25 protein-coding genes, 1 tRNA gene and 1 riboswitch are annotated in these 21,750 nt (G+C 61.9%); of the genes, 6 read left to right on the forward strand and 20 right to left on the reverse strand.

Annotated elements, in window-relative coordinates; translation table 11 throughout:
- Positions 1 to 119: 119 nt before the first annotated feature.
- The 4 genes from SJY20_RS10720 to SJY20_RS10735 all read right to left on the reverse strand — a co-directional run bounded on the left by SJY20_RS10720 (position 120) and on the right by SJY20_RS10735 (position 2,713).
- Positions 120 to 554 carry a pyridoxamine 5'-phosphate oxidase family protein gene (locus SJY20_RS10720; RefSeq protein ID WP_380786873.1) on the reverse strand — a complete coding sequence of 145 codons (435 nt, stop codon included), beginning with the start codon at positions 552 to 554 and terminating at the stop codon, positions 120 to 122.
- A gap of 97 nt (positions 555 to 651) precedes the next feature.
- Positions 652 to 1,413 carry a sterol desaturase family protein gene (locus SJY20_RS10725; protein WP_380786874.1) on the reverse strand — a complete coding sequence of 254 codons (762 nt, stop codon included), beginning with the start codon at positions 1,411 to 1,413 and terminating at the stop codon, positions 652 to 654.
- Positions 1,410 to 2,177 (reverse strand): fatty acid desaturase, encoded by a 768-nt coding sequence (locus SJY20_RS10730; protein WP_380786876.1) that lies wholly within the window; start codon positions 2,175 to 2,177, stop codon positions 1,410 to 1,412. The genes SJY20_RS10725 and SJY20_RS10730 overlap by 4 nt, the downstream gene beginning before the upstream one ends.
- A gap of 14 nt (positions 2,178 to 2,191) precedes the next feature.
- The gene (locus tag SJY20_RS10735) at positions 2,192 to 2,713 is read right to left on the reverse strand and encodes a sterol desaturase family protein (protein WP_380786878.1); all 522 of its coding nucleotides are present in this window, start codon (positions 2,711 to 2,713) and stop codon (positions 2,192 to 2,194) included.
- 458 nt (positions 2,714 to 3,171) lie between these two features.
- On the opposite strand from SJY20_RS10735, the gene SJY20_RS10740 reads away from it, so the two are divergent.
- On the forward strand, positions 3,172 to 3,345 hold the full coding sequence (locus tag SJY20_RS10740) for a hypothetical protein (RefSeq protein WP_380786880.1): 174 nt from the start codon (positions 3,172 to 3,174) through the stop codon (positions 3,343 to 3,345).
- Positions 3,346 to 4,082: 737 nt separating this feature from the next.
- Here the strand turns inward: SJY20_RS10740 and pnuC are convergent.
- The 4 genes from pnuC to SJY20_RS10760 all read right to left on the reverse strand — a co-directional run bounded on the left by pnuC (position 4,083) and on the right by SJY20_RS10760 (position 9,364).
- Positions 4,083 to 4,652: a nicotinamide riboside transporter PnuC gene (gene pnuC / locus SJY20_RS10745; protein WP_380786882.1), complete on the reverse strand. Its 570-nt coding sequence runs from the start codon at positions 4,650 to 4,652 to the stop codon at positions 4,083 to 4,085.
- Positions 4,652 to 5,782, reverse strand: coding sequence for a phosphotransferase enzyme family protein (locus SJY20_RS10750; protein WP_380788658.1), 1,131 nt, complete (start codon positions 5,780 to 5,782; stop codon positions 4,652 to 4,654). The genes pnuC and SJY20_RS10750 overlap by 1 nt, the downstream gene beginning before the upstream one ends.
- 8 nt (positions 5,783 to 5,790) lie before the next feature.
- Positions 5,791 to 8,067: a TonB-dependent receptor gene (locus SJY20_RS10755; protein WP_380786883.1), complete on the reverse strand. Its 2,277-nt coding sequence runs from the start codon at positions 8,065 to 8,067 to the stop codon at positions 5,791 to 5,793.
- A 62-nt stretch (positions 8,068 to 8,129) separates the two neighbouring features.
- Positions 8,130 to 8,239, reverse strand: a riboswitch (TPP riboswitch).
- 231 nt (positions 8,240 to 8,470) lie between these two features.
- Positions 8,471 to 9,364, reverse strand: a complete 894-nt coding sequence (locus tag SJY20_RS10760; protein ID WP_380786885.1) for an SDR family oxidoreductase — start codon at positions 9,362 to 9,364, stop codon at positions 8,471 to 8,473.
- A gap of 97 nt (positions 9,365 to 9,461) precedes the next feature.
- On the opposite strand from SJY20_RS10760, the gene SJY20_RS10765 reads away from it, so the two are divergent.
- Complete coding sequence (locus SJY20_RS10765) at positions 9,462 to 10,298, forward strand: helix-turn-helix transcriptional regulator (RefSeq protein ID WP_380786886.1); 837 nt, start codon at positions 9,462 to 9,464, stop codon at positions 10,296 to 10,298.
- 290 nt (positions 10,299 to 10,588) lie between these two features.
- On the opposite strand, the gene SJY20_RS10770 is transcribed toward SJY20_RS10765, so the two are convergent.
- Both SJY20_RS10770 and SJY20_RS10775 read right to left on the reverse strand, forming a co-directional pair.
- A complete protein-coding gene (locus tag SJY20_RS10770; RefSeq protein ID WP_380786888.1) occupies positions 10,589 to 10,840 on the reverse strand; it encodes an alpha/beta fold hydrolase in 252 nt (83 codons plus the stop codon).
- Positions 10,841 to 11,226: 386 nt separating this feature from the next.
- The gene (locus SJY20_RS10775; RefSeq protein ID WP_380786890.1) at positions 11,227 to 11,943 is read right to left on the reverse strand and encodes an IS6 family transposase; all 717 of its coding nucleotides are present in this window, start codon (positions 11,941 to 11,943) and stop codon (positions 11,227 to 11,229) included.
- 818 nt (positions 11,944 to 12,761) lie between these two features.
- Here SJY20_RS10775 and SJY20_RS10780 point away from each other — a divergent pair.
- The gene (locus SJY20_RS10780; RefSeq protein WP_380786891.1) at positions 12,762 to 13,319 is read left to right on the forward strand and encodes a hypothetical protein; all 558 of its coding nucleotides are present in this window, start codon (positions 12,762 to 12,764) and stop codon (positions 13,317 to 13,319) included.
- Between the two features lie 60 nt (positions 13,320 to 13,379).
- On the opposite strand, the gene SJY20_RS10785 is transcribed toward SJY20_RS10780, so the two are convergent.
- The 6 genes from SJY20_RS10785 to SJY20_RS10810 all read right to left on the reverse strand — a co-directional run bounded on the left by SJY20_RS10785 (position 13,380) and on the right by SJY20_RS10810 (position 17,739).
- On the reverse strand, positions 13,380 to 13,847 hold the full coding sequence (locus SJY20_RS10785) for a hypothetical protein (protein ID WP_380786893.1): 468 nt from the start codon (positions 13,845 to 13,847) through the stop codon (positions 13,380 to 13,382).
- 252 nt (positions 13,848 to 14,099) lie between these two features.
- Positions 14,100 to 14,405, reverse strand: a complete 306-nt coding sequence (locus SJY20_RS10790; protein WP_380786895.1) for a hypothetical protein — start codon at positions 14,403 to 14,405, stop codon at positions 14,100 to 14,102.
- Positions 14,406 to 14,514: 109 nt separating this feature from the next.
- Complete coding sequence (locus SJY20_RS10795; protein WP_380786897.1) at positions 14,515 to 15,387, reverse strand: hypothetical protein; 873 nt, start codon at positions 15,385 to 15,387, stop codon at positions 14,515 to 14,517.
- Positions 15,388 to 15,571: 184 nt separating this feature from the next.
- A complete protein-coding gene (locus SJY20_RS10800; protein ID WP_380786898.1) occupies positions 15,572 to 16,063 on the reverse strand; it encodes a hypothetical protein in 492 nt (163 codons plus the stop codon).
- A 646-nt stretch (positions 16,064 to 16,709) separates the two neighbouring features.
- Positions 16,710 to 17,051, reverse strand: coding sequence for a hypothetical protein (locus SJY20_RS10805; protein WP_380786899.1), 342 nt, complete (start codon positions 17,049 to 17,051; stop codon positions 16,710 to 16,712).
- Positions 17,052 to 17,175: 124 nt separating this feature from the next.
- The gene (locus SJY20_RS10810) at positions 17,176 to 17,739 is read right to left on the reverse strand and encodes a hypothetical protein (RefSeq protein WP_380786901.1); all 564 of its coding nucleotides are present in this window, start codon (positions 17,737 to 17,739) and stop codon (positions 17,176 to 17,178) included.
- A gap of 601 nt (positions 17,740 to 18,340) precedes the next feature.
- Between SJY20_RS10810 and SJY20_RS10815 the strand changes: the two genes are divergently transcribed.
- Positions 18,341 to 18,919: a tyrosine-type recombinase/integrase gene (locus tag SJY20_RS10815; protein WP_380786902.1), complete on the forward strand. Its 579-nt coding sequence runs from the start codon at positions 18,341 to 18,343 to the stop codon at positions 18,917 to 18,919.
- A 38-nt stretch (positions 18,920 to 18,957) separates the two neighbouring features.
- A complete protein-coding gene (locus SJY20_RS10820; protein ID WP_380786903.1) occupies positions 18,958 to 19,332 on the forward strand; it encodes a DUF3768 domain-containing protein in 375 nt (124 codons plus the stop codon).
- 166 nt (positions 19,333 to 19,498) lie between these two features.
- On the opposite strand, the gene SJY20_RS10825 is transcribed toward SJY20_RS10820, so the two are convergent.
- A tRNA-Ser gene (locus SJY20_RS10825) sits at positions 19,499 to 19,588 on the reverse strand.
- 134 nt (positions 19,589 to 19,722) lie between these two features.
- Between SJY20_RS10825 and hspQ the strand changes: the two genes are divergently transcribed.
- Entirely contained in the window at positions 19,723 to 20,112 is a 390-nt protein-coding gene (gene hspQ, locus SJY20_RS10830) for a heat shock protein HspQ (protein ID WP_380786906.1), read from the forward strand.
- Positions 20,113 to 20,266: 154 nt separating this feature from the next.
- On the opposite strand, the gene rplS is transcribed toward hspQ, so the two are convergent.
- From rplS to SJY20_RS10845, 3 genes are read right to left on the reverse strand one after another with little or no spacing between them, the layout of a single operon-like run.
- On the reverse strand, positions 20,267 to 20,659 hold the full coding sequence (rplS, locus tag SJY20_RS10835) for a 50S ribosomal protein L19 (protein WP_380786908.1): 393 nt from the start codon (positions 20,657 to 20,659) through the stop codon (positions 20,267 to 20,269).
- On the reverse strand, positions 20,656 to 21,387 hold the full coding sequence (trmD, locus tag SJY20_RS10840) for a tRNA (guanosine(37)-N1)-methyltransferase TrmD (RefSeq protein ID WP_380786909.1): 732 nt from the start codon (positions 21,385 to 21,387) through the stop codon (positions 20,656 to 20,658). The genes rplS and trmD overlap by 4 nt, the downstream gene beginning before the upstream one ends.
- Positions 21,384 to 21,749 (reverse strand): type II toxin-antitoxin system VapC family toxin, encoded by a 366-nt coding sequence (locus tag SJY20_RS10845; protein ID WP_380786911.1) that lies wholly within the window; start codon positions 21,747 to 21,749, stop codon positions 21,384 to 21,386. The genes trmD and SJY20_RS10845 overlap by 4 nt, the downstream gene beginning before the upstream one ends.
- Position 21,750: the final 1 nt, after the last annotated feature.

Here is a 21,750-nt window from a genome sequence, read left to right on the forward strand (position 1 = left end):
TTCGATATCGATGGGGATGCACGACGAACGAGGAGCGGGCGGGATCGTTGCACGGACGTCGGGCGGGGGGCCCGTAATCGCCCCCCGCCCTGTCGCTTTTCGGCGGTTGCCGGGCGATCCTAGACCGAGATCGTGCCTTCGTCGGCGCCGTCCCAATAGCGGATCGCCTTTGCATCGACGCGGATCATCACGACGCCCGGGGTGTCGATGCCTTCGGGGAAATAGCGGTCGAGATCCTTGGTCCAATGGTCGGCGAACGCCTGCTTGTCCTCGATCAGCGTGGCCCTGCCCTCGACCGTGACGAACAGCGGCGGGCCGCCGAGCATGCCGGCTGCACCGGTGTAGCTGAGCAGGACGTGCGGGTCGGCGCGGAGGTCGGCGATCTTCCGCGAGTCCGCATACGCAAAGAAGTAGCTGTCGCCGTGGTAGTCGACATCGCCGTTGTTGCTCATCGGGCGCGCGGTCATCGTGCCGTCGGGCGGCCGCGTCGCCATCATCGTGAAGTCGAGCTTCGCCATCTTCTTGGACAGGTCGTGAAGATCGAGGTCCGCCATCATGCTGTTCCTTCCGGGCACGGGGTGGATCGGTGCGCCCGAACCAGTCCAACGATCGCGGTGCGATTTGGTCGCGCGGGGCAGCTGGTCGATGCGGCTATGACGGTTGCGGGTTGACCTTGCGCGCAGCTCGCGCATGCTCGCGCGCAAAGTCGCCTATGCCGCGATCGGTGTGGCAGAGCCGGTCCCAGTGGCGGAAGTACAGCCCGTAGTTGCAGGCGTAGAGTTCGTGATGGCGCTGATGATGGCTGGCGGTGATCAGCCAGCCGCCGAGACGCCCTTGCCACATGAACCGCGGGAATATCTCCCAGCCCATGTGGTTGGTGACACCCATCACGGTCATGATCGTCAGCACGACCGCGAGACCGCTGATGTGGATCGGGACGACGAAGACCAATAGCGGAATGACCACCGCGCCGGTCAGCGCCTCGATCGGATGAAACGCCATCGCCGCCCATGCGGTGGGCGGGCGGCTGGCGTGATGCAGCGCATGCGCGAGCTTGAACGGCGCCGGCCGGTGCATCCAGCGATGCGTCCAGTAGAACCAGGCGTCGTGGAGCAGCAAGTACGCGAACACCGAGACCGGCCAGTACCAGAGCGGATAGGCGTGGATGTCCTTGTAGACCAAAGTCCAGCCGCGATGCTGCCAGCCCCAGGCAACGATGCCCGCGGGAATGCCGTAGAGCGCTGCGGACGCGAGGCTCCAGACGATCTCGCGGCGGACCTGCGGATCGAGGCCGAGGTACAGCCCCGGATATTTACGCCGCGTCACCCAGGCGAACGCGCCCGAAACGAGGAGGTAGCGGACGCCGACGATCACCGTCATCGCCAGCGCGGACAGGATGATCGCTAGTGTCATGCGCGGGCGCCCGCGGACTGCCGATCGGCGGAATTGGCCGCGAGGCTGCGGCGTCGTGCCGGCAACCCCCACCACGGCGTCCCGGGGGACAGATGATGTTCGTGGTGATAGCCGCCGAAATGGAAGCAGGTCAGCAGCGAGACCGTCTTGCCGACCGTAAGGCTGTGCGCGCGGTGGTCGTCGGCAAAGGGCTCGTCGCGCTCGCGGTGCGGCAGCCAGGTGCCGAACACGAACAGCTGCGCCACCGCACCCAGCGCCGGGACCGCCCAGAACAGCACGATATTGCCGAGCGGCGCACCGAGCAGCAGCGTGTAGACCAGCGCGACCAGCGTGATGCGGACGATCTGGCCGTGCGAATAATAGGTCCGGAAGAACTGGCCGAACCAGCCGACCAGGCTCGGATCGCCGCCGTGAAAATCGGGATCGCCGTCCCTACCCGTCTGCTCGTGATGAAGATGATGCCGCGGCAGCAGCGCGGCATAGGACAGGCAGGCATAGAGCGACAGGCAGGTCGCGCCGATCAGCCGGTTGAGGCGCGGATGCCCCGGCGCCAGCGCGCCGTGCATCGAATCATGCGCGACGATGAACAGCCCGGTGCTGAGCCAGGTCTGGACGAGCACCACCACCGCGGCGAGCGGCAGCGCAGCTAGGCTCCAGTGCCACAAGAAGATCGCGGTAATGTGGATCGCCAGCCATGCCGACATGATCGCGACGGCCAGCGCGACGCCGACCCACGTCTGTCGCCGGGCACGGTCGGCTGGCACGGAGAACGCCGCGCTCACCGGTCCGCTGCGGGTGTCGCGGGGACGTCGACCGGACGCGCGGCGCGGCGCTGCGGGTCCGCATTGGCGCGCAACTGCGCCTTCAACACCGCCGGCTTGCGCGCGAACAGGAAGCCGTGGCTGACCGTCCCGTGCTTGCCCTCGACCGCATGATGGAGGCGGTGTGCCTGCAGCAGCCGCTTGAAATAGCCCTGCTTGGGAACCCAGCGGAACCCGCCGCGCTGGTGGACCAGCATGTCGTGCACGAACGCGTAGATGCCGCCATAGACGGTGATCCCGAGCGCGACCCACCACAACGGCTCCCACCACAGCCCGACGACGAACAGCACCATCGGCACGACCGCGAAGACGATCGCGTAGAGATCGTTCTTCTCGAACCAGCCCTCATGCTCCTCATGATGCGACTTGTGCCAGCCCCAGCCCCAGCCGTGCATCACATAGCGATGCGCCGCCCACGCGAAGCACTCCATGAACAGGACCATCGCCACGACGATCCCGAGCTTTTCCAGCCAGGTCATCAGCCCTGAGCACCAAGGGAGGTAGGGAAGAAACTGAGCGTCTTCGGCATGATGCCCACATAGACTGTGCAGTGCGGCGATGCGAGGGGATGGGTTAAAACATATGCGCATAAAATCTCATTGGAGGCGTTGAATGCGGGCTTCTCTTGCTTCTTGACCGGCGGACCGAAACAAAGCCGTTACGCCGTGACGGCCTCCGTCGCGGGGGGGGCGAGACCGTTTTTGTTCGCTGCGTACGCCGGTACAGCCGGGCGCGCTGATACGCAGGCGACGGGCTGTACCGGCGACGAGGTTCGAGAACCGTCGGTGTTGACCTTGGCGGCGGCGAAGCCACCCAGTAGCCATCAGCAAGATGCGGCGAACGCTCACGAATGCGTCGTACGAGGCGGAATTTCCCTAAAACGCGCATCCACGTCATCGCGCGCGAGAAAGAAGTTGCGGACGAGCGTCGCGACGGCATGTTCGTTTCGCGCAAGCGCTATCGCCCGCAGCAATGGGATACGATCGCCAACTGGTCAGTATATCCGCTCGGCTGCGGCGAGCGCTGGTTCGGGTTCGACGCGGTCCGCGACCTCGAAGGCCTGCCGCCCGAGATCCTGTTGCTTCCGCTTGCTCGTCACACTTGGGGCTAGGCCGGCATCGCGCAAGCTGGCTAGGGGCGGGACGTATGGATCTACTTCAACAACGACATCGACGACCACGCGACCCAGGACGCGCTGACGCTGAAGGCGATGGTTGGGCAGGCCAGACAGCTGGACGAGTGAACGAGGCTCGGCAGTTGAACGGATGGCGGCTTGGGGTGCCCAACTCGGCGTGCGGGGGTAGTTTTGGCGATTAGCTAAGGAGGGAAGCCGATCGTCTCATGCTCCAAGGCATCCGTCAATCGATGCCGCTCGAAACCGCCGCCCTTGAAATAAGGGAGGGCTTCTGGGCGCAAATCGCCTCCTGAAACACCAGCAGGTATGGCCGATCCGCTTTTCGCCGACTAGCAACGCCCTGTACGACCGCTGTTCGACTTCGCGACCAATAGCAAGCTTTGCGGCTACGACGTGGCCGGAGTTCGAATGGGCGAAATCGCGTCAGGACGACGGGTCGGGATTGAGCTATCGTCGAGCAGAAGGAGACGAAGCGGTCCGTCCGGCCCGAGCGAAAGGACGCGGCCCGCGAAATGGTCAGCGCATGGTAAGAACCGCGTGGGGGACCATTCAAGTACTTCGTTTCCCCGAGCAGAAACGACTACATAATCATATGAGTACGCCGCAGTACGGCCCAGCCTTTTGCAGTCGTTCGACGCCACTCTGCACTCGACGTTAAGCTGCGCCAACATCGTCGTGCCCGAATGGTCTTTCACCCATAAGCCTGTCCAGGCTTATCGCCCGTCGTACCCAACCTGTCGCGCCCGCCACTCTCGGTAACCCGCAACCGCCAGCGCGATCATCACCGCATAGAGCCCGGCCGTCAGCATCAGCCCCTTGACCACGAACATCCCGACATATGCGATATCCACCGCGATCCAGAGTAACCAGCTTTCGCGGTGGCGACGCGCCGTCCAATATTGCGCGACGAGGCTGAAGCTGCTGAGCGTGGCATCCATCCACGGGAGCGCCGCGTCGGTATGGTGGCTGGTGTACCAGCCGATTGCGACGGCGCAGATCGCGCCCGCCCCTAGCCCCAGCCAAGCCTGAAATCGCGATAGCGCCATCACATCGACCAAACCGGTATCGCGTCTGCCGCGTGCCCAGACCACCCAGCCATAGAGGATGCCGATGCCGAAGACGGCCTGCAATACCATGTCGGCGTAGAGCCGCACATCAAGGAACAGCTTGAAATACAGCGCGCACGCGACGAGGTTCAGCGGCCAGCACAGCATGTTGCGCTTGGCCGTCAGCCAGATCGCTGCGAAGCTAACGACGACCGCGACGATTTCGAGCATCGACATCAGACACGCCCGCCGATGCGCGCCAGGAAATCCTGCCCCGACGCCGACAGGAACCATTCGGCATGGCCGACAAGGTACCCGTCCCAGGCAAGCGCCGCTGCTGCGGGATCGCAGAGGACGCCGGCGAAATACGCGATTTCCGACAACGCGAATTCGATATGCACCAGCGGCAACAGGCGAAGGATGGTCTCGATTTCGTGGCAGCAGAGCGGGCGGATCGTCGCATACCCCGCGAGCAGCGACAATGCGGCGTCCGGGTCGGCGATGGCGTCGCCCTGCCCCAGCCTCAGCCACGCGATGGCGGTCCGCTCGATCGCGGTGGCCAGGTCGTGTACCGCAGACGTCCGGTCGGCCAGTCCGAAATCGAAGACTGTCTGCACTGTGCCGTCTGGCGCCCAGAGCAGGTTGGAGGGATGCCAGTCGTTATGCGTCCATAGCGGATTGTGACCGGCGAAGCGGGAAGCGAGGCCGTCTGCCGACGCCGCGAACAGGGACGCCAGCTGTCCCCGCCATGGCCGGCCCGCCAGAAACGCGGCCAGCGCCGGGCGCGCCGCGACATAGGCTTCCGCCGCAGCCATCGGCTCGGTCGCGGGGAGGATGGTGAAACTGGCGACCAGCGGCTGGACCGTGCGCGCCGGCGCTTCGAACCCGCGCGACGCCTCATGCAACCGCGCGAGCGCGACGCCGGCCGCGTGCGCATGTGCGGGCGACAGGAACGGCGTCCAGGATGGCCTCTCGCGATACAGATCGGCGCCCGCCGATCGACGATGAAGTTCGTAGGTGCCTTGACCGACTGCGATCGCGCTAGTGCCGTCAGCTGCCGGCACCACCTGCGGAACCGCAAGCCCGGCGGCGGCAAGATGCGCGATGAAGGCGTGCTCCTGCGCCAGCCCCGATACCGACCGCACCTGTCGATCGTGCCGCTTGAGCAGGAACGACCCGCGCGTGGTATCGATCAGGGTCGCTGCCGAAAACGGCCGCGGCGAATGCCAGCGCAGCCCCTGAATACGTCCGGCAGAGGGGAACTGGACCAGGACCCCCGCCGCTTCGTCGTCCGTGATGGCGGGCCAGGTCGGCGCCTCCAGGTCGATGCCCATACCGTGAACCAGATGCCCGGCGCCTTCAGCCACGGCCATGCTCAGAACCCGCGCGACACGGTCGCCATCACCGCCGCGCCGCTCCCGATATAATAGGCCGGTGCAGACCCCGAAATGATCGTGCCGCCTCGCCCCACGACGTCCCGCGCGTTGGTGCTGACCGCCTGGACGCCCGACAGGACGTGAGGATCGGTGACGTTGATGGCATTGATACGCAGATCGGTGCGCTTGCCGTCGATCCAGTCCGCCAAATGTACGCCGATCGACAGATCGAGCGTCGCATAGCCCTTGATGCTCTCGTCGTTGATGAACGTCGCATATTGGCGCCCGACATATTTGCCGGCGATGCTGCCGAACAGGCGCCCGTCGTCATACGTGCCGCCGCCGCCGAACTGGAGGGTCGGACTCGACACAGCGCGCTTGCCCCTGGTCGGCAGGAAATCCCCGCCGACCGGCAGATCGTCGTCGATCCGCGCGTGTAGATATTCGCCCGAGAGATAGACGCTGACACCGTGCGCCGGACGATAATCGATTTCCGCATCGACGCCGTAGGAGGTTTGCCCACCGGCGTTCAGCGTGGAACTGACCTGCGCACCGCCGCTGTCGACCACCGTTGCAAGCTGCCGATTGCGGAACTTGTAATGGAAGCCCGTCACCGACGCCGAGAAGCTTGGCCCAATGAAGCGATAGCCGATCTCATCCGAAACCGAATATTCGTTCTTGAGCGCATCGGTTCCGGCCGTGACGACCTCGCCGGCATAATAGCTGTTGTAGAGCGTGAACTCGTTGGGTGGGCGGAAGTTGGTGGTGATGTTGGCGAACAGCTGTTGCCGGTCGTCGAGGGCATAATGCACAGCCGCGCGCGGCAGCGCGGCGAAACCGTCGCGGCGCACCTTGCCCTGCGGGCCGGGCAGATAGGTGCGACCGTTGCGCAGCACATCGACACCCTTGAACCCGACATCGACCGCAAATCGCGGCGTCACCGCGATCTGGTCGGCGATGAAGAACGCCTTGGTGATGGTGACGGTGCGCTGGTTCTCATAGGCGAGAAGGCGGCCGTCGGCGGTGCGGATCGCCTTGGCACGGTAGCCCCAGCGGTCGATCGGCTCGCCGTCCGCGCCGATGGACGTGTAGGATTGCGTGACGCGGTCGGTGCCGCGATCGAACCACAGGCCGGCGGTGATGCGGTGCGCGCCCGCCTGATAGGTCAGCTTGGTGACGTTGCCCGCGCGGGCCTGGTCGCCGGTGTAATTGCCCAAGACCGTCGCGACCCCATCGACGGCGCCCGGCAACGCAATCGGGCCGAGCGCTTCGGTGCCGAGGTAATTGCCCGTCGTAGCGAGCTCGGTACCGTACGGCGAGTTGCCATAGCCGAACTGGAGATAGCTCGTGCTGTCGAGCGCGAGCCGATCGCCGAGCTTCAGGTGGACCGGCGCCGACGCGTACAGGTTGCGGAACGGCGCGCGATACAGCCGCCAGTAGTTCGTGTTCCCGGGGGTGTACTGTGCATTGTAGTTGAAGTTCCGCCCCTCCGCCTTCCAGTCGGCGAGTGTCGGGCTGGGATAGCTCGAGCTGTTGGCGTCGTTGAACGACAGCGCGAGGCTGGCACGGTTACCGTCGCCCCATTCGTTCAGCAGCTTGGCGTCGACATGCTGGCGCGTATCATACCCCGCGCCCCGCCAATTGTCGGCACGGGTGTTCGAGTAGGAGAGAAACGCCTTCAGCCCGGTCTTGCCGATCGTGCCGCTATCCACCCGCACGAAGGCGCGCCGTGCGGCGTAGGATCCAAGCGACAGGTCCACCAGCGCCCCTGCCCGCGCGCGCGGATCGTCGAGCGAAAGCGACAGCAACCCGCCCGCTCCGACTACGGTCGGCGCGTCGATGTCCACGCCGCCCGGCGCAAGCGCGATCTGCTTCAGATTCTCGGGATCGGCGAACTGCGAGGGATAGGCGTAGTAATAGCCGATGTCGTTCTGCGGCGCCCCCTCCATCAGCACGCCGATCTCGTCCTGCCCAAGCCCGCGCAACGTCAGGCTCGAACTCGTCGAGAGGCCGTAAGGATCGCTCGACGACACGTTTGCCCCGGGCAACAGGTTCACGAGTTGGAACGCATTGAGCGTCGGTGCCTGCTTGACGATGAAATCGCCTGAGATCGCGCTTACCGCATTGGGAACGGTCTGATCGGGCAACAGCCCCTCGGGGTCGCGGTGACCGACCACCCGGATGTCCGTATTCTGGTCGTCGGCGTCTTGCGCCCAGGCGGCGCCAGGCATCGCCAACAGCCCCGCCGCCAGCGCCAACGCGCTGCGCCTCAACATCACTTCATAACACGGGATCACAGCCGGCATCGTCTCGGGTCCACTCCACACGGAGGGACGACGGACGCGCCGCCAACCCTCCCTACGCCGGTATCAACCGGATCAGGTTCAGCGGGTCATGGGCTGCGGCCCACCTCTCAGCCGCGCATCAGCGGCCCCCCGGGGATGGCGCCGTCTAGGCTGTTCGGTCGCGTGTGGAAACTTTTATCGGCGCTATAAATCGCGACTTAGAAGTCGCCATTCGCGAAAGTTCAGACACTACCCGAACGGACATCCCTTCGCCTCGGTAGCGCGTAGGCATCACCACTCGAATTGGCATCGACGATCCCGTCATCTCGGAAAACGGCGTACGTCGTCGCTCGCCGGCTCGGCACGCCAGCGAGCGATGGCCGTTGATCAAGCCTTAGAGCGCCGAAAAATCCGTCGCGGCGAGGTCCGTGAGCAGGTCAGGACCCGTCGGTTGCCATCCAAGGCGCGCGCGCGTCCAGGCATTGGATGCGGTCATGTCTAGACCTGCGAACGGTGCCATCCAGCCGAAATAGCGCTGGACCTCGTCGGCTGCGACCGAGCGGACGGGCAGCCCGGTTCCCTTTCCGATCGCCTCGGCGATGGCGCGTGCGGTGACGCCCTCTTCGACCGAGGCGTGGTAACGCGCGCCCGGCTCCCCGTTCTCCAATGCCAGTACGTAAAGCCTTGCCACGTCGCTGACGTGCGCTGCGGCCCAGCGTGTGTGCCCCTCGCCGAGATACGCTACCGCGCCCGCACGACGCGCCTCCGCTATCAGCGGGGTGATCAGCCCGGCCTTGGTAGTGTCGTGCACCTGCGGCAGTCTGATGGTGCGCACGTCGATGCGGCGTGCAATCAACGCCGCACCCGCGAGTTCGGTCGCGATGCGCGGGTTGGCATGGCGCGGGTTGAGCACGTCCTCGGTCGCCGGGCCGCCGTTGAGCGGCGTACCGATGCCGACGCCCGATGTGATCAGGATAGGCTTCCGGGTTCCCGCGAGCGCGTCGCCCATCGCCGCGATGTTGCGTTCGTCCTTCTTGGTGTTCTCGAAGAAAGTCTCGAAATTATGGTCGAACGCACAGTGGATCACCGCGTCGGCCGCCGCAGCGCCACTCGCGAGCGTCTCGGGCTGTTCCAGGTCGCCGCGATGGACTTCGACGCCGGCCGCTTCCAGGTGACGGGCACCCGCGTCGGAGCGGGTGAGGCCAAGCACCTGATGGCCGTGATCGCGCAGCTCTTGAGCTACCTGCGAGCCGATGAATCCGGTCGCGCCGGTTAGAAACACACGCATGGGAAATCTCCTTGTTGCCTGAGCCGACGTATCGCGACCGCCTCGACCGTGTTAAAGTAGTGACATTATCGTGGTATAACGTGTAACAGGATCGACCATGGCCAGCGAAACGCCGAACCCGCTCGGAACCTATCTTCGCGATCGGCGAACGCGTCTTGACCCGGCGGCGTTCGGGTTCGGCGGCGGACGGCGCCGTACCCCGGGGCTGCGCCGAGAAGAGGTGGCAAACCGCGCCAATATCAGCCCGACATGGTACACATGGCTGGAACAAGGTCGTGGTGGGGCACCATCGGCGGACGTGCTCGACCGCATCGCCAAGGGCCTGATGCTCACCGAGCCGGAACGCGAGCACATCTATATGCTCGGCCTCGGCCGCCTGCCCGAGGCGCGCTACCAGCCGGTCGATGGTATCAGCCCCCGGCTTCAGCGCGTGCTCGACGGAATGGTGCTGAGCCCTGCGATCATTAAGACCGCGATGTGGGACGTCGTCGGCTGGAACCGGGCGGCGGCGCTGTTGCTGACCGACTATGCCAAGCTGCCGCGCGAAGGTCGGAACATCCTTCGGCTGATGTTCGGCAGCGACCATGTCCGCGCCCGGAACGAAGATTGGGACGGCATCGCCCGCTACGTCGTCGGTGCCTTTCGCGCGGACGCCGCGCGCGCGGGCGCCAACAACAGCACGGCGACGGCCGACCTAGTCGCCGAACTGTCCCGGATCAGCCCCGAGTTCGAGGCGCTGTGGCGGGACAACGACGTGGTCGCTCACACCGAGGGCGTGAAGCGCATCCATCACCCCGATGTCGGACTGCTTGCGATGGAGTTTTCCTCCTTCGCCGTCGAAGGGCGGCCCGAACTCGGCATGATCATCTACAACCCCGCATCGCCCGCGGATGCGGAACGCCTGCGCGTATTGCTGGAAGCCGGCGAAGACTGATCAGGATCAACGGATATCGGCCCAGTCAACTTGACCCACTTCCAGACACTCAGGCGTCCTTTACACTTCCGACATCGAACGCTCGTTCATCTCCGCGAGATGACCGCTTTGACTTCCAGCTACCCGCTCGCGAACGTTGCCAATAGAGGGATGCGGACGCCTCGCTTTCGGGGAGCAGATGGCGATAGCCTGCCTTGCATGGCGCTGTCGTCTTTCTCGAAGAGGATGGTGAATTGGGAAAGGTAGTTGCTCAATGTCCTTCGCCGATGCTCGCAATGTCGCGAAGAATTTCAGGATTTGAGAAACGCGACCTCCCAGTCGGCGAAGAGTTCGTGATACTGGAAGATGCCGCCGTGGCCGGCATCTGGGTAGAGGACGAGTTCGGCACCCGGTATGCGGCGCGCGAGATTCCGCGAGTTCTCGCTCGGGACCATAATGTCGTGGTCTCCATTGACAACGAGTACCGGCTGCAGGTTGATGCCCAACTCCTGCGGGGATTGCGCTCCCCAGGACGCGATCTTCTTAAGCTGGCGCAGGAACACTTTCGGCGTGAAGGCGGCATCGCGGTCGGCCTTGCGGCTTTCAGGCGCGCGAGGAACGCCTTTGCGGCGTGACGGCTTGGCTTGCTCGCGGTGAAGAAAAAGAACTTATTCGGATTGCGGAACGTCAGCATGCCCTTGGCAATCAGCGGCCAGGATACCGAGCCGATCCTCTCGATGCCGGTGCCGCCGCCGGCACGGTACCGGTGAGGATCGACCGGGGAACAAGCCGGGGCGCTTTAGGATCATACCTGGGCAACGAAGCGGCCCAACAAGAAGCCCATCAGGTCTATCGTATCGAGTCCGAGCGCGTGATCGCCGCGAGCGGAGGTGTCAACCAAAGTCGAACTCGTCTCTGCTGGACGGAGCTATCGCAGCGGGCATGGTTTTCAGCTTGCGAGGCACCGCCACTCTGCCATGGCGGTACAGCGTCGTTCCTTGTAGGTGGTCCGATCAACGAGATGGCGTTCAAGGCTGAAGTGGTTGTGGAAGCCGGCATGGACCGAGGCAAACTTTTGCAGGGTTTTCATCTGCCGGAAGCGCGACATCGCACGCTCTCGTCGTCGGAATGGCAGGTGAGAGTTCTCGACCCGGTTGTTGGCCCAGCGACCAATTTCTTGCCGCTCGGCATTGCCCAGTTCGTTCATCGCGGCCTTGTAGGACCGAAGCCCGTCAGTGGTGATGATCGCAAAGCTTCCGTGCCGCTTTAGCGCTTTCCGCATGAAACTGAGAGCGGCCGCCTTGTCCCGGGTTGTGGTCACAAAGGACTCGAGCACTTCGCCCTCGTGATCGACGGCACGCCACAGGTAGCGCATCTCGCCACCGATCTTCACGTACATCTCGTCCAGGTGCCACTGCCAATGGCGACACCCGCGCATGCTCGAAACCCTCTGCCGACGAATCTTGCCCGCAAACAGCGGGCCGAACCGGTTCCACCACAGACGTACTGTCTCATGGCTGACGTCGATATCGCGCTCGAAGAGCAGATCTTCGACGTTGCGCAGCGATAGCAGGAAGCGGACATACATCATCACGACCAGCCGGATCACATCCGGCGACGAGTTGAAGTAGCGAAACGGGGTGGCAGGTTTACGGGAACGCGGCATCCGCCATGCCTACCCGCCCCTCCCTAACTATCGGCGCATTTGGTTTGACAGTGCCGTCTGCAATGATGGCGAGTAGCGATGTCGCCACCATACGAGCGCGGCGCTGCCCAGTGCTAGGGCGCTTATCGCCACAAAAAACGCAAGCATCACCGGTGTTACTATGTTATCCATGAAACATAATCGGGCCTCTAGGGCATTTGTCAACGGCAACTTCCCGCCCAGCCGGACGTTCGCGAGCCGATCTCGGCGAATGACCGCTGTTGCTAATCTTGAACGTTCACCGGCCGTGAGTATGCGGATCGAACATCCTCGTTAAGAAGCTGACTGTAGATACCGGAGCTGTGATGAACGAAGCAACACCGCCCCTTGCTCGGTTTTTTTAAACTGGCACCGCCGGTTTAACCCTAGCGATTATAATTTTGGCGGCTCGAACTCCGGACCAGTGTGGCATCAGAAAATATATAGTCATTCTTGCGCTCGGATCAATAATGGTGGTCTTCATTGGCGCGATATTCTGGCATTTAACTTTCATATGTGCGTCTGGAAAAAGTCGAGCCTAGATTTGGGCGATGACAGTCAGGCACTGCCTAATTGGTTGAGAGTCGCCCTATTATCGGTAGCCGTACTAACGTTTTTACCCCCGATCGTGCTTGCTCCATGCTCCCTTAAGCTTGTCGATCCCTGACAATTCAGACTGAGTGAATCGGCTAATTTCCACCACGATGCGACATGCCGGCGGCCATAAGGCAAACGTCCGGTAACGCCTACTAGCAGAGACTTTTTAGTTCCTATATGGACGATGGAAGCGGAGAAGTGGAATGCTGTTCACGGCGCTGCTGTTGACTCTGGCTCAGTCTCCACCAGTCAAAACTGAGGCATGGAAGGAGCGGCACTTTCCGAAGCCATTTGAAGCATCGGGGTGCATTTTCACCAAGCCATCAAGAGAGGTTTCTTCTTTAAAAGATCTACCGAAACAGGTTCGGTGGGAAGTGATGCGAATTTTCACCGCTGGGGGAGGGATTGCTGACTTGGGTGGCGAGTATAACAGCACCAACTTCATTGATGATCGTAACGTACTGGTGCGACGGTTCATTAGATCATACCTGAACGAGGACGCTTGGTTTAAATGGTGTGAGTACGGTGGGATCGTTCGGGGAAGCAATAGCTTAGCGTTAACCCGGCAGCGTGACGGTGATGGTGTTGCAACGATCTTTCGGGCTACGCCAGGGAGGGGTTTTCCGGTGATCTATGCGCTGGCTGAAGGCGTTTTTATTGGGTCCCGCGCGTTCCCAACATGTGAATTGCGCGATCTTTACTTTGGCCGCTTTCCACCACAATGCGACATTCAGGCCAGCGATCGACGGAACGTCCGCTAACGCCCAGTAGCGGACGTAGATGGGTCCAGCGTACGTAACGGGGGAGTGAAGGCGTTAGCGTTAAGTGCCGTGGGAGCCGTCGAGGCGAGCGGCCCGGCGCGGATCGAACTCGACCGTTTGAGGGCGACCATGATACGCGGGCTCGGCTGCGCGAACGTACGCCCGCAAAATCGGGCCGTACGTGGTCGCTCCCACCTCGGTCCGCGCCTGTTCTGGAAAGATGTTTAAAACGTGGACCGTCTCGGGGCCGCCTAGGCCCGCGCCGATCTCTCCGTCCGTATAGAACTTCTTGATATGGCAGCCATCCAAGTAAAGGTCGATATCCGTACCCTGACGGAAGCGCCTGCGGCGAAGTTCGAGTTGCCCGTCGTTGGAGCGCCACTTTTCTTCAGCAATTTTGATGAACTCGACCGGGGTCTCTTCATCTTCAATCTGGCGCTCTGCAAGAACCGCAGCAGCCTCCAAGTCATTGGCTATCTTCCGCAGGACACGCTGAGCGCCCCCGCGAGCCATCCCGTCGAAGGTCATTCAGTTCGGCTGGCCTCGGCCCTGCCAAGAGCCACAATGGCGACTTTGCGGAGAGTTTCCGGATCGAGAGGGGGCATCTGGTAACGATCCAAAATTTTGTTTGTTCGACGCGCCATGCCTCTCTCTGCCCTGTCGCACGATCACGAGCGCTTACCGAATCCCGCCCGTCAACCGATCCCCAAGCTTCCTGCTCGCGGCCGGGGAAATGGACGCCACAACCGGATGGACCGGAAGCGCCCAGTTGCGGACGTTTCACCTCTGACGATTGATGTCGGATACGGCGCCGTCGCAAGCGGCGATTTCCATACCAAGCCCGCCACCGCCTAAAAATCGGACACCTTCGACGGTAGGGATGGGGCTCTGATACACGATCCAGCTATTGCGTTCGCGAAGATATTCGACGTGCAAATCGTACCCGCGTATATCCTTAGATGGCGCTGGGGGCGGTGCCGATGCAAGGACGACTTGGGCGATAGCCTTCGCAGCCGCCTCGTTGCCGACAATTTCAAAGGGAAGCGCGCACTTAGATAAAGCAGGCGAACTAACAGCTGCGATCATAAGCAAAAGCATAGTTGACACTCCGATCTGGTTGTATCTCATCCAAGATACACGAACCTCCGCTTCCACGACAATGTGACATTCAGTGCCCCGGATCGGCGAAGGTCCGCTAACGCCCACTTTCAGACATCAGGTCGGATGCCGAGCACTCCCCTATTCGTTCGCCGTACATTTTGGCGACACTGTCATTTTCCGGCACCCTGACCTCATCATCCTGATGCTGTCTCAGCGAAGCTACCAAGTATGTCGTCTCATCGGCGAGCACCCTGTCACGACTGAAAGAACCACGAACCAAGGTCTTCATACGCGACCCGGAGGAAAGGCATGTCCGCTCACCTTTAACGCTGCCGATTTTGAAGCTGAGCTTCATCGGTCCACACCGACCATCGGAATTACGCGTTTCCTCGCCGTTCAACATCAAGCGCACCATCCTCTCCAGCCCTCCTTCGGGAATGCAGCGCCCCCATCGAAGTTGCGTAAGATGCCCGTTCCCGGCGCTTTCCAGCTTCGTGAACCGCCACTGGCCGCCGGTTGGCATCTGCCTGTTGCCTTCGACAACGATGTTGGGTTCAGCGCTCGGCTGCGTTGCGGGCGTAGTGTAGGCCGTTTTGGGCGCTAGCGTGGGAGACCGCGGTGGTGGCACGGTTGCGCCGATCGGATCAGGCTCCGGGGGGCGGCGCTTTCCCGATACGAACAGGTCGATGCTCGCGTTCATACAGCGCTTGGCGGCCAGCGGCTCGCGATACCCTGCCGTTATGCACCGCCGCAGCACGGCGCACATGATCCCATCCACGCGCGTGTTCCCGCTGGACACCAGGATATCGCAGCGACGGAGATGCGGGCCATTCAGCGCGTAGTCGAGCGTGACCAGCCGCATGCGTTGCCCGATCACGACGATGTCCTGGTCCGCGACCAGGTCTTGAGCGCTGGAAGCGACCGTCGATAACAGTAGCATCGAGATCGCGATCGCACTTGTCCGCATGCAAGACCGCTCCCCTCCTAAACGCGGCACGATCCTGCTCTTCGGCAAGGCCCTTGTCCATTATGAGAGCTGGCTTGTCTGTCTTAACTCTAACGGCCGCCCCAAGAAACGACGAACGCCGCTGGGCGAGAACGATGGTCCGCTTGCGCCCACTTGCGGACATTATCGCAGTACATCGGTGGCATCAAAGCGGATGTTGCACGGTGCCCGTAGCGGAGGCTTCGCAATCGCGAAGGTATTCGAAGCGAACTTTGAGCCGACGCTCAGCCGGCTTGCTGCGCGGCCAATCTTCAGGGTTAGAAAGATGATCGAACCTTTCACAGGGCAGTCCGATAACGAGCGTGTCGTTGCCCTCCCATCTCATCGATGGAGTGAAGTCGCTGTCTTTGGTCTGATATACGGTCCAACCCTCCTGACCAACAGGTTGAAGGTAGACACGAGTAGTCCAAACAGTGCCAAAACCCCCTTTGGTTACTTCCACTTCGGACAGTGCCGCACGGTCGGAGGAGTAAGCGCGCTTGGTGACCTGCCGGTCATAGGCTGGCGTGAGAAGCAATCGCAACATTGGCCCGCCGACAAGCCAGCAGAGCCCTATGGCAGCGAGGATCAAGACCGCCGCGCGCGTTAGGCCGCGAGTCCGTTTGCGGATGCGAGAGGGCGGCGGTGTGGTGTCCATCAGAGCAGCTTAACCGGACCAGATGCAAACGCCATGCAGGAGCCGTCTTCTTTTGGGTCCGAAACGTCCGCTTTCCACCATCGTCCGCGGTTCCGAACGTCGCGACCTGGTGGCTAGCGGTCATTCCCAGAGCAACCCACTAAGTCGAAGAAGGCCTTCTAGCCGAACGTTTTGTCCCCTGCGCCTGCCGAGTTCGGGAAAAGCATGTGAGCTGGTGCAGGGTCGCCTCTGTGTGGAACGCTCTCGATTAAGTCGTAGGCGGCGTCGAAACCGATGTAATGCCTGTTGCCCTGTGGGCAAGGACCTCCGTCCGGATCAGGTGCTCGCCACCCTTTCGCTGTAACATCCTCCGTTGAAGCCATGTTCTGAAGCCCATCGGTTCCACCGTTCCATGGCAGCCACCACGACGTCTCTCCTGACTTCTGATCGTGGATCGCCAGCGCGAGGTCGCTCGGCCAATCTGGCGCGCTGGCGACCTGACGATAATGAGCCGTCCAACGGGGATGGTGCCGCAGCACATATTGAGCGCGCTCTACGGGACACGGGGAAACCGACGATGCAGCAAGAGCGAGCAGTCCAAGCATCATCACATTCCCCCTGTCGTCGCGTCCTACCTAGCTTCAATAGGAACGTCCAATCTCGGGCGTTACAGGGCGAAACGGCCCAACTCATTTGCCGGGAATGTTCGGAACCGACGGAACCCGCCCTGCACTGCGTTCGCGAGAGACGCGATAGCGTCGATATCGCCTGCATCGGCCTTCCGGGAGTCCTCCTCTGTCAACATGACCCCAACGGTGACGGAAACCGCGCTTATCGCGACAGGGACCGCAAGGACGTGCCGCCCGCTCATCCCGTTCGAAACCACGACATCCACCGCATAGAGGCTGAACGCATAGTCGCGTTCTGCGATCAGCGTCCTTGGCCCCCTGAGAAGATATTGCGGTTCATCACCCTTGAGGCGATCGTAACTCGAACCGAATTTCGCCATCGGTGAATCCTGTAGCGAGATGGCTTCGCATTGAAGCTACTAGGGCCAAAATATCGCGGGCGTCTGATTTTGGTGGAAAGCGGACATTGACCGTAGGGCTCAGGGAGCAAAAAAACTGTGCGCGCTACTTCGTTTGATTTCTACAAGCCGGTCCGTAAGCAATCTTATACGTTTTTCCAAAACAACGAATCAGCCCATCGACAACACCAATATTGGGAGGCCAACTTCTTTTAGGATCGAACATATTTGGTTTTGGTAATAAGGCAAGCCGATCGCGAGCTTCCGTTAACGATATCCGATCATTTTGAAGGAATGAGATGGTCGCATCGACATATGCATTCCATCCCAACTTATCTTGGTCAGCAAGTCTGCGAGATTTTTGCATTAGGGGAATGGCCGCTGCGTTATGGCCCAACTCCGCCCTTATTTGAGCCTCATGCCAATATAGGAGCGGAAGATAGGACTCCGAATTCATTCGATAAGCTCGAATCATGTTCGCAGCAGCTTCTTCACAACCCGGTTTCATCGAAAGCGTACGCCATCCAGCAGTCGCATCTTGATCGAAGGCATCGAAACCTAAATCGAGAATTTTTGGACCGTATCCGCATTGGTCGCTCGTTGGCGATAAAGCCGGTGCAGTGATTAAAGCCTGTCCTGACGCGAGCAGCAGCGCAAAAAATGTGATCATATCGTCTTTCCGATTACGAATCTGCCATTGTCGGTCGCGATAGCACGACGGCGATAACATCCGCTATTGGGCGTTAGCGGTCGTTCGGTTGTTCGCTGACTCGAGTGTCGCTTTGTGACGGAAAGCTGACGTAAAGGATCGCGCTATAACGCCGCTTCATACCATCAAGCTCTTTCATCGTGCAGGAATGTCCGCGTCGGCCGCCACGAGTTGCAGGCCCCGGGTCGCTACCATCGACATCCGGCTTACCTCGGCTAGGCGAGGAAACAGCCTGCCGCTCTAGATGATAGAGTTTTCAGCGCGATCGTTGACGCGGGCCTCGTAATCAAGGCGATCAACCTGCAAACCTGGCGATGCAGGATCCGGCGTTGGCGGTTCCCGAATGACGCTGGGGCTTTGGGATACACGAGTATTCCCGAAGAACGAGAAGACGTGGAGATTCCGCGTGTCGAGGAAATCTTCGATCGCACCGCGCAGTAGCGGCGGTAGTCGGTTGGGCTGACAAGGCTGGCCAGGACAGTCCAAGCCCAGGCGCTTAATCTGCAGGCGCGCCGGGCTTTTTGACAATAACGCCGTGTCGTATTAACATTGGAGACCGTAGGTGCCTCAGTCGGCGAAGGCGCTGGGGAGCGCCGACTTGTGCGTGCTATTACGTCACGTCGGCACCCACCGGCATGCGCACCGCAACCATGCAATTGTGTTACTAAGCTTCAAGGCCGGCCTACGTGCCTGCGAGATCGCCGGAATCACCTGGTCGATGGTCCTCTCCGCCAACGGGCAACTTTCGGACATCATCCACGTTTCAGGTAGCATCGCGAAAAACGGCAAACCGCGCCGCATCCCTTTACATCCAGACCTGAAGGTAACGCTGGCACGTCTCCGACGAGCGTACGGGCAACCGTGTGACGGCCCGGTCATCAGTTCAGAACGGGGCTCTCACATGACCGCGCGCAGCATCGTGAACTGGTTCGCAACGACCTACGCAGAAATCGGCTTTGACGGCTGCTCCTCACATTCTGGCCGACGCACGTTCATCACCCGATCGGCACGGCTTCTCGCCAGGAGCGGTGGCTCGCTCCGCGACGTTCAGGAACTCGTTGGCCATCGCGACATGGCAACGACCCAGCGGTACATTGAAGGCGACCGCGATGGCCAGCGCAAGCTGATCCGCCTCATATAACAGGCCCTACCCTCACCACCGGATTTGGAGACGCGACCATGACTGGAAGCGAACGGAACACGTGCGTCCGCGCGACATGCGATATTGAAGACCGACGTCGACGAGTCCGCGAACTGAACGATGGATTGCGGCGCTATGCACGCGCAGGCGTCATCTGCGTCACCGCTGGCGTGCAGGCGATGGGTCAAGCTGGCGTTGAGGCAGCGCTCACAGCGGCACGGGATTTCGACTGCTTCAACGCCGACAACGACCTCTATGGGGAGCATGATTTCAGCGCTTTGAAGGTCGTCGGCGAGCGCATGCTTTGGAAGATTGACTACTACGACCGCGACCGTCGTTATGGATCACCCGATCCTGCCGACCCTGCCGTCACGACGCGGGTTCTGACGATTATGCTTTCGTCGGAGTACTAGCCAATGCCAGCCAGTTTCATTCGATCGCTCTACCACAGCGAATCGTCTCGCAGGTCGAACCGACCGCCACAGACCGTACACGTGCGCCCAAAGCCAAACCAAAAGTGGGCAACGCAGTGGGCAAGGAGCCCCTCTAGGGATAATACCTAGTCATAACAATGAATTGTGGCGGAGAGGGTGGGATTCGAACCCACGGTACCCGCGAGGGCACGCCGCATTTCGAGTGCGGTACATTCGACCACTCTGCCACCTCTCCGCGAGGTCATCGGACGCTGCGAAACAGCGCTGTCGATCGGTCGAGGGGCGCCTCTAACGCAGTGGTTCGGCGGGCGCAAGCACCTCTTCGCCCGTTCTGCTTGTGCGCTGCAAAAGAACCATTAGATTGTGGCCATGCCCCGTCACGACATACCCGAACTTGCCGCCGCCCCCGTCGTCGCCGCCGTCGCCGCGCCGCCCGTATCGCATGCCGATTTCTCGATCGGCGACATCGTCCGCCACCGCGTGTTCGATTTCCGGGGGGTGATCTTCGACGTCGACCCGGTGTTTGCGAACAGCGACGAATGGTATGAGGCGATCCCCGAGCAGATCCGGCCGAAGAAGGACCAGCCCTTCTATCACCTGCTCGCCGAGAACCGGGAGTCGAGCTACGTCGCGTATGTCAGCCAGCAGAACCTGGTCCCCGACGACAGCGACGAGCCGGTCGACCATCCTGCGATCGCCGGGCTGTTCACGGGACTGGAGGATGGCCGGTACCGCCTGAGGCAGCAGCACCGGCACTGAGGCGTCGCATCCCTCGCCTGGGAGGCCGGGCGCCTCGGACGGCAGCGACTGCGACCCTAAAAGCCGGGACGAGCCTGGGATAACGAGACAAACGAAAAAAAGGGCGCGGAGACCTTGGTCCCCGCGCCCTTTTCGCGTGCGATGCCTGGGCCGATTACTCGGCGGCGGCAGTGCCCTTTGCAGGACGCGTGTCGCGACGCTCGGCGATACGCGCTGCCTTGCCGGTGCGGCCACGCAGGTAATACAGCTTTGCACGACGCACGGCGCCCTTGCGGACGACTTCGATCGAATCGACGTTGGGCGAATACAGCGGGAAGACGCGCTCGACGCCCTCGCCGAAGCTCATCTTCCGCACGGTGAAGTTGCTGCCCATGCCCTTGTTCGAACGCGCGATGCACACGCCTTCGTAGTTCTGGATACGGGTGCGCTCGCCTTCGACGACCTTCACACCGACCTTCAGCGTATCGCCGGGACGGAAATCGGGGATCGTCTTGGTGGCCAGGAACTTCGCGATGTTCTCGGCTTCGATGGTCTGCAACAGGTTCATGTCTTCGTCCTCGTACGCTGCGCACCAGAGGGCGACCCGACCCGAGCGTCCTCATGACGCTCCCAAAGGTCCGGCCGCCTTAGCCGTGTATCGGTCTCCGCCTTGGCTTTACGCCAGGCGGCGATCCTCGCATGATCCCCCGATCGCAGCACTTCGGGGATCGTGCGCCCTTCCCACATCTGCGGTCGGGTATATTGCGGGTATTCGAGAAGACCACTTTCGAAGCTCTCGTCATCCCCACTGGAAGCCGCGCCCATTACGCCGGGAAGCAGCCGAATGCAAGCATCCAGCAGCACCAGCGCACCCATCTCGCCACCCGACAGAATATAGTCGCCGATCGACACTTCTTCGATCTCGCGGCCTTCGAACAGGCGCTCGTCGAAGCCCTCGAAGCGGCCGCACAGGATGGTGACGCCGGGACCCGCCGCAAGATCGCGGACGCGCTGCTGGGTCAGCGGTGTCCCGCGCGGCGTCATCGCCAGGACCGGCCTGCCCGGTGCTTGCGCATCGAGGGCAGCGGCGAGGACGTCGGCGCGCAGGACCATCCCTGCGCCGCCACCCGCGGGCGTGTCGTCGACCGAGCGATGCTTGTCGGTGGTGTAGTCGCGAATCTGTACGGGTTCGCAGGACCACCGCCCCTCGCCCAGCGCGCGGCCGGCGAGCGAGGTGCCTAGCGGACCGGGGAACATCTCCGGGTACAGCGTCAGGATGGTGGCGGCGAAGGTCATAGCGTCCAGTTCTCGATGCGAAGGCCGCGGACGTCGGCAAAATCGCGTTCGTTGTTCGTGACGAGAACGAGTCCGGCGGCGAGCGCATGTCCTGCGATCAGTCGATCGAAGCGTCCCCGGCGAAACGGAACACGGCGATAGGCGATCGCCGCCTCGGGGCCGAACGCCTCTATCCCGACGGTGGCAAACAAGCGCCGCGCCGCCCCCGATTTCGACCCATCGTCATCCGGAACGCCGCGCATCACTTCGGCGTAGGCAATCGACGACGTCACGAGTTCGCCCGGATCACAGGCTTCGACCCTGTCCCGCAACAGGTCCGATCTACCCTGCAACAGGTATATGAGAATATTGGAATCGAGCATA

Source organism: Sphingomonas sp. R86521 (assembly GCF_042466235.1).
Taxonomy (GTDB): domain Bacteria; phylum Pseudomonadota; class Alphaproteobacteria; order Sphingomonadales; family Sphingomonadaceae; genus Sphingomonas.

What these genes read in the sequence shown, in the direction of transcription:
- SJY20_RS10740 (WP_380786880.1), top strand. Translation starts at nt 3,172, where the DNA reads ATGTTCGTTTCGCGCAAGCGCTATCGCCCGCAGCAATGGGATACGATC.
- SJY20_RS10775 (WP_380786890.1), bottom strand. Translation starts at nt 11,943, where the DNA reads ATGCCGCGTTCCCGTAAACCTGCCACCCCGTTTCGCTACTTCAACTCG.
- trmD (WP_380786909.1), bottom strand. Translation starts at nt 21,387, where the DNA reads ATGACCTTCGCCGCCACCATCCTGACGCTGTACCCGGAGATGTTCCCC.
- SJY20_RS10785 (WP_380786893.1), bottom strand. Translation starts at nt 13,847, where the DNA reads ATGACCTTCGACGGGATGGCTCGCGGGGGCGCTCAGCGTGTCCTGCGG.
- SJY20_RS10805 (WP_380786899.1), bottom strand. Translation starts at nt 17,051, where the DNA reads ATGGCGAAATTCGGTTCGAGTTACGATCGCCTCAAGGGTGATGAACCG.
- SJY20_RS10800 (WP_380786898.1), bottom strand. Translation starts at nt 16,063, where the DNA reads ATGGACACCACACCGCCGCCCTCTCGCATCCGCAAACGGACTCGCGGC.
- SJY20_RS10735 (WP_380786878.1), bottom strand. Translation starts at nt 2,713, where the DNA reads ATGACCTGGCTGGAAAAGCTCGGGATCGTCGTGGCGATGGTCCTGTTC.
- rplS (WP_380786908.1), bottom strand. Translation starts at nt 20,659, where the DNA reads ATGAACCTGTTGCAGACCATCGAAGCCGAGAACATCGCGAAGTTCCTG.
- hspQ (WP_380786906.1), top strand. Translation starts at nt 19,723, where the DNA reads ATGCCCCGTCACGACATACCCGAACTTGCCGCCGCCCCCGTCGTCGCC.
- SJY20_RS10795 (WP_380786897.1), bottom strand. Translation starts at nt 15,387, where the DNA reads ATGCGGACAAGTGCGATCGCGATCTCGATGCTACTGTTATCGACGGTC.
- SJY20_RS10760 (WP_380786885.1), bottom strand. Translation starts at nt 9,364, where the DNA reads ATGCGTGTGTTTCTAACCGGCGCGACCGGATTCATCGGCTCGCAGGTA.
- SJY20_RS10790 (WP_380786895.1), bottom strand. Translation starts at nt 14,405, where the DNA reads ATGATCGCAGCTGTTAGTTCGCCTGCTTTATCTAAGTGCGCGCTTCCC.
- SJY20_RS10810 (WP_380786901.1), bottom strand. Translation starts at nt 17,739, where the DNA reads ATGATCACATTTTTTGCGCTGCTGCTCGCGTCAGGACAGGCTTTAATC.
- SJY20_RS10720 (WP_380786873.1), bottom strand. Translation starts at nt 554, where the DNA reads ATGGCGGACCTCGATCTTCACGACCTGTCCAAGAAGATGGCGAAGCTC.
- SJY20_RS10780 (WP_380786891.1), top strand. Translation starts at nt 12,762, where the DNA reads ATGCTGTTCACGGCGCTGCTGTTGACTCTGGCTCAGTCTCCACCAGTC.
- SJY20_RS10820 (WP_380786903.1), top strand. Translation starts at nt 18,958, where the DNA reads ATGACTGGAAGCGAACGGAACACGTGCGTCCGCGCGACATGCGATATT.
- SJY20_RS10765 (WP_380786886.1), top strand. Translation starts at nt 9,462, where the DNA reads ATGGCCAGCGAAACGCCGAACCCGCTCGGAACCTATCTTCGCGATCGG.
- SJY20_RS10845 (WP_380786911.1), bottom strand. Translation starts at nt 21,749, where the DNA reads ATGCTCGATTCCAATATTCTCATATACCTGTTGCAGGGTAGATCGGAC.
- SJY20_RS10755 (WP_380786883.1), bottom strand. Translation starts at nt 8,067, where the DNA reads ATGTTGAGGCGCAGCGCGTTGGCGCTGGCGGCGGGGCTGTTGGCGATG.
- pnuC (WP_380786882.1), bottom strand. Translation starts at nt 4,652, where the DNA reads ATGTCGATGCTCGAAATCGTCGCGGTCGTCGTTAGCTTCGCAGCGATC.
- SJY20_RS10725 (WP_380786874.1), bottom strand. Translation starts at nt 1,413, where the DNA reads ATGACACTAGCGATCATCCTGTCCGCGCTGGCGATGACGGTGATCGTC.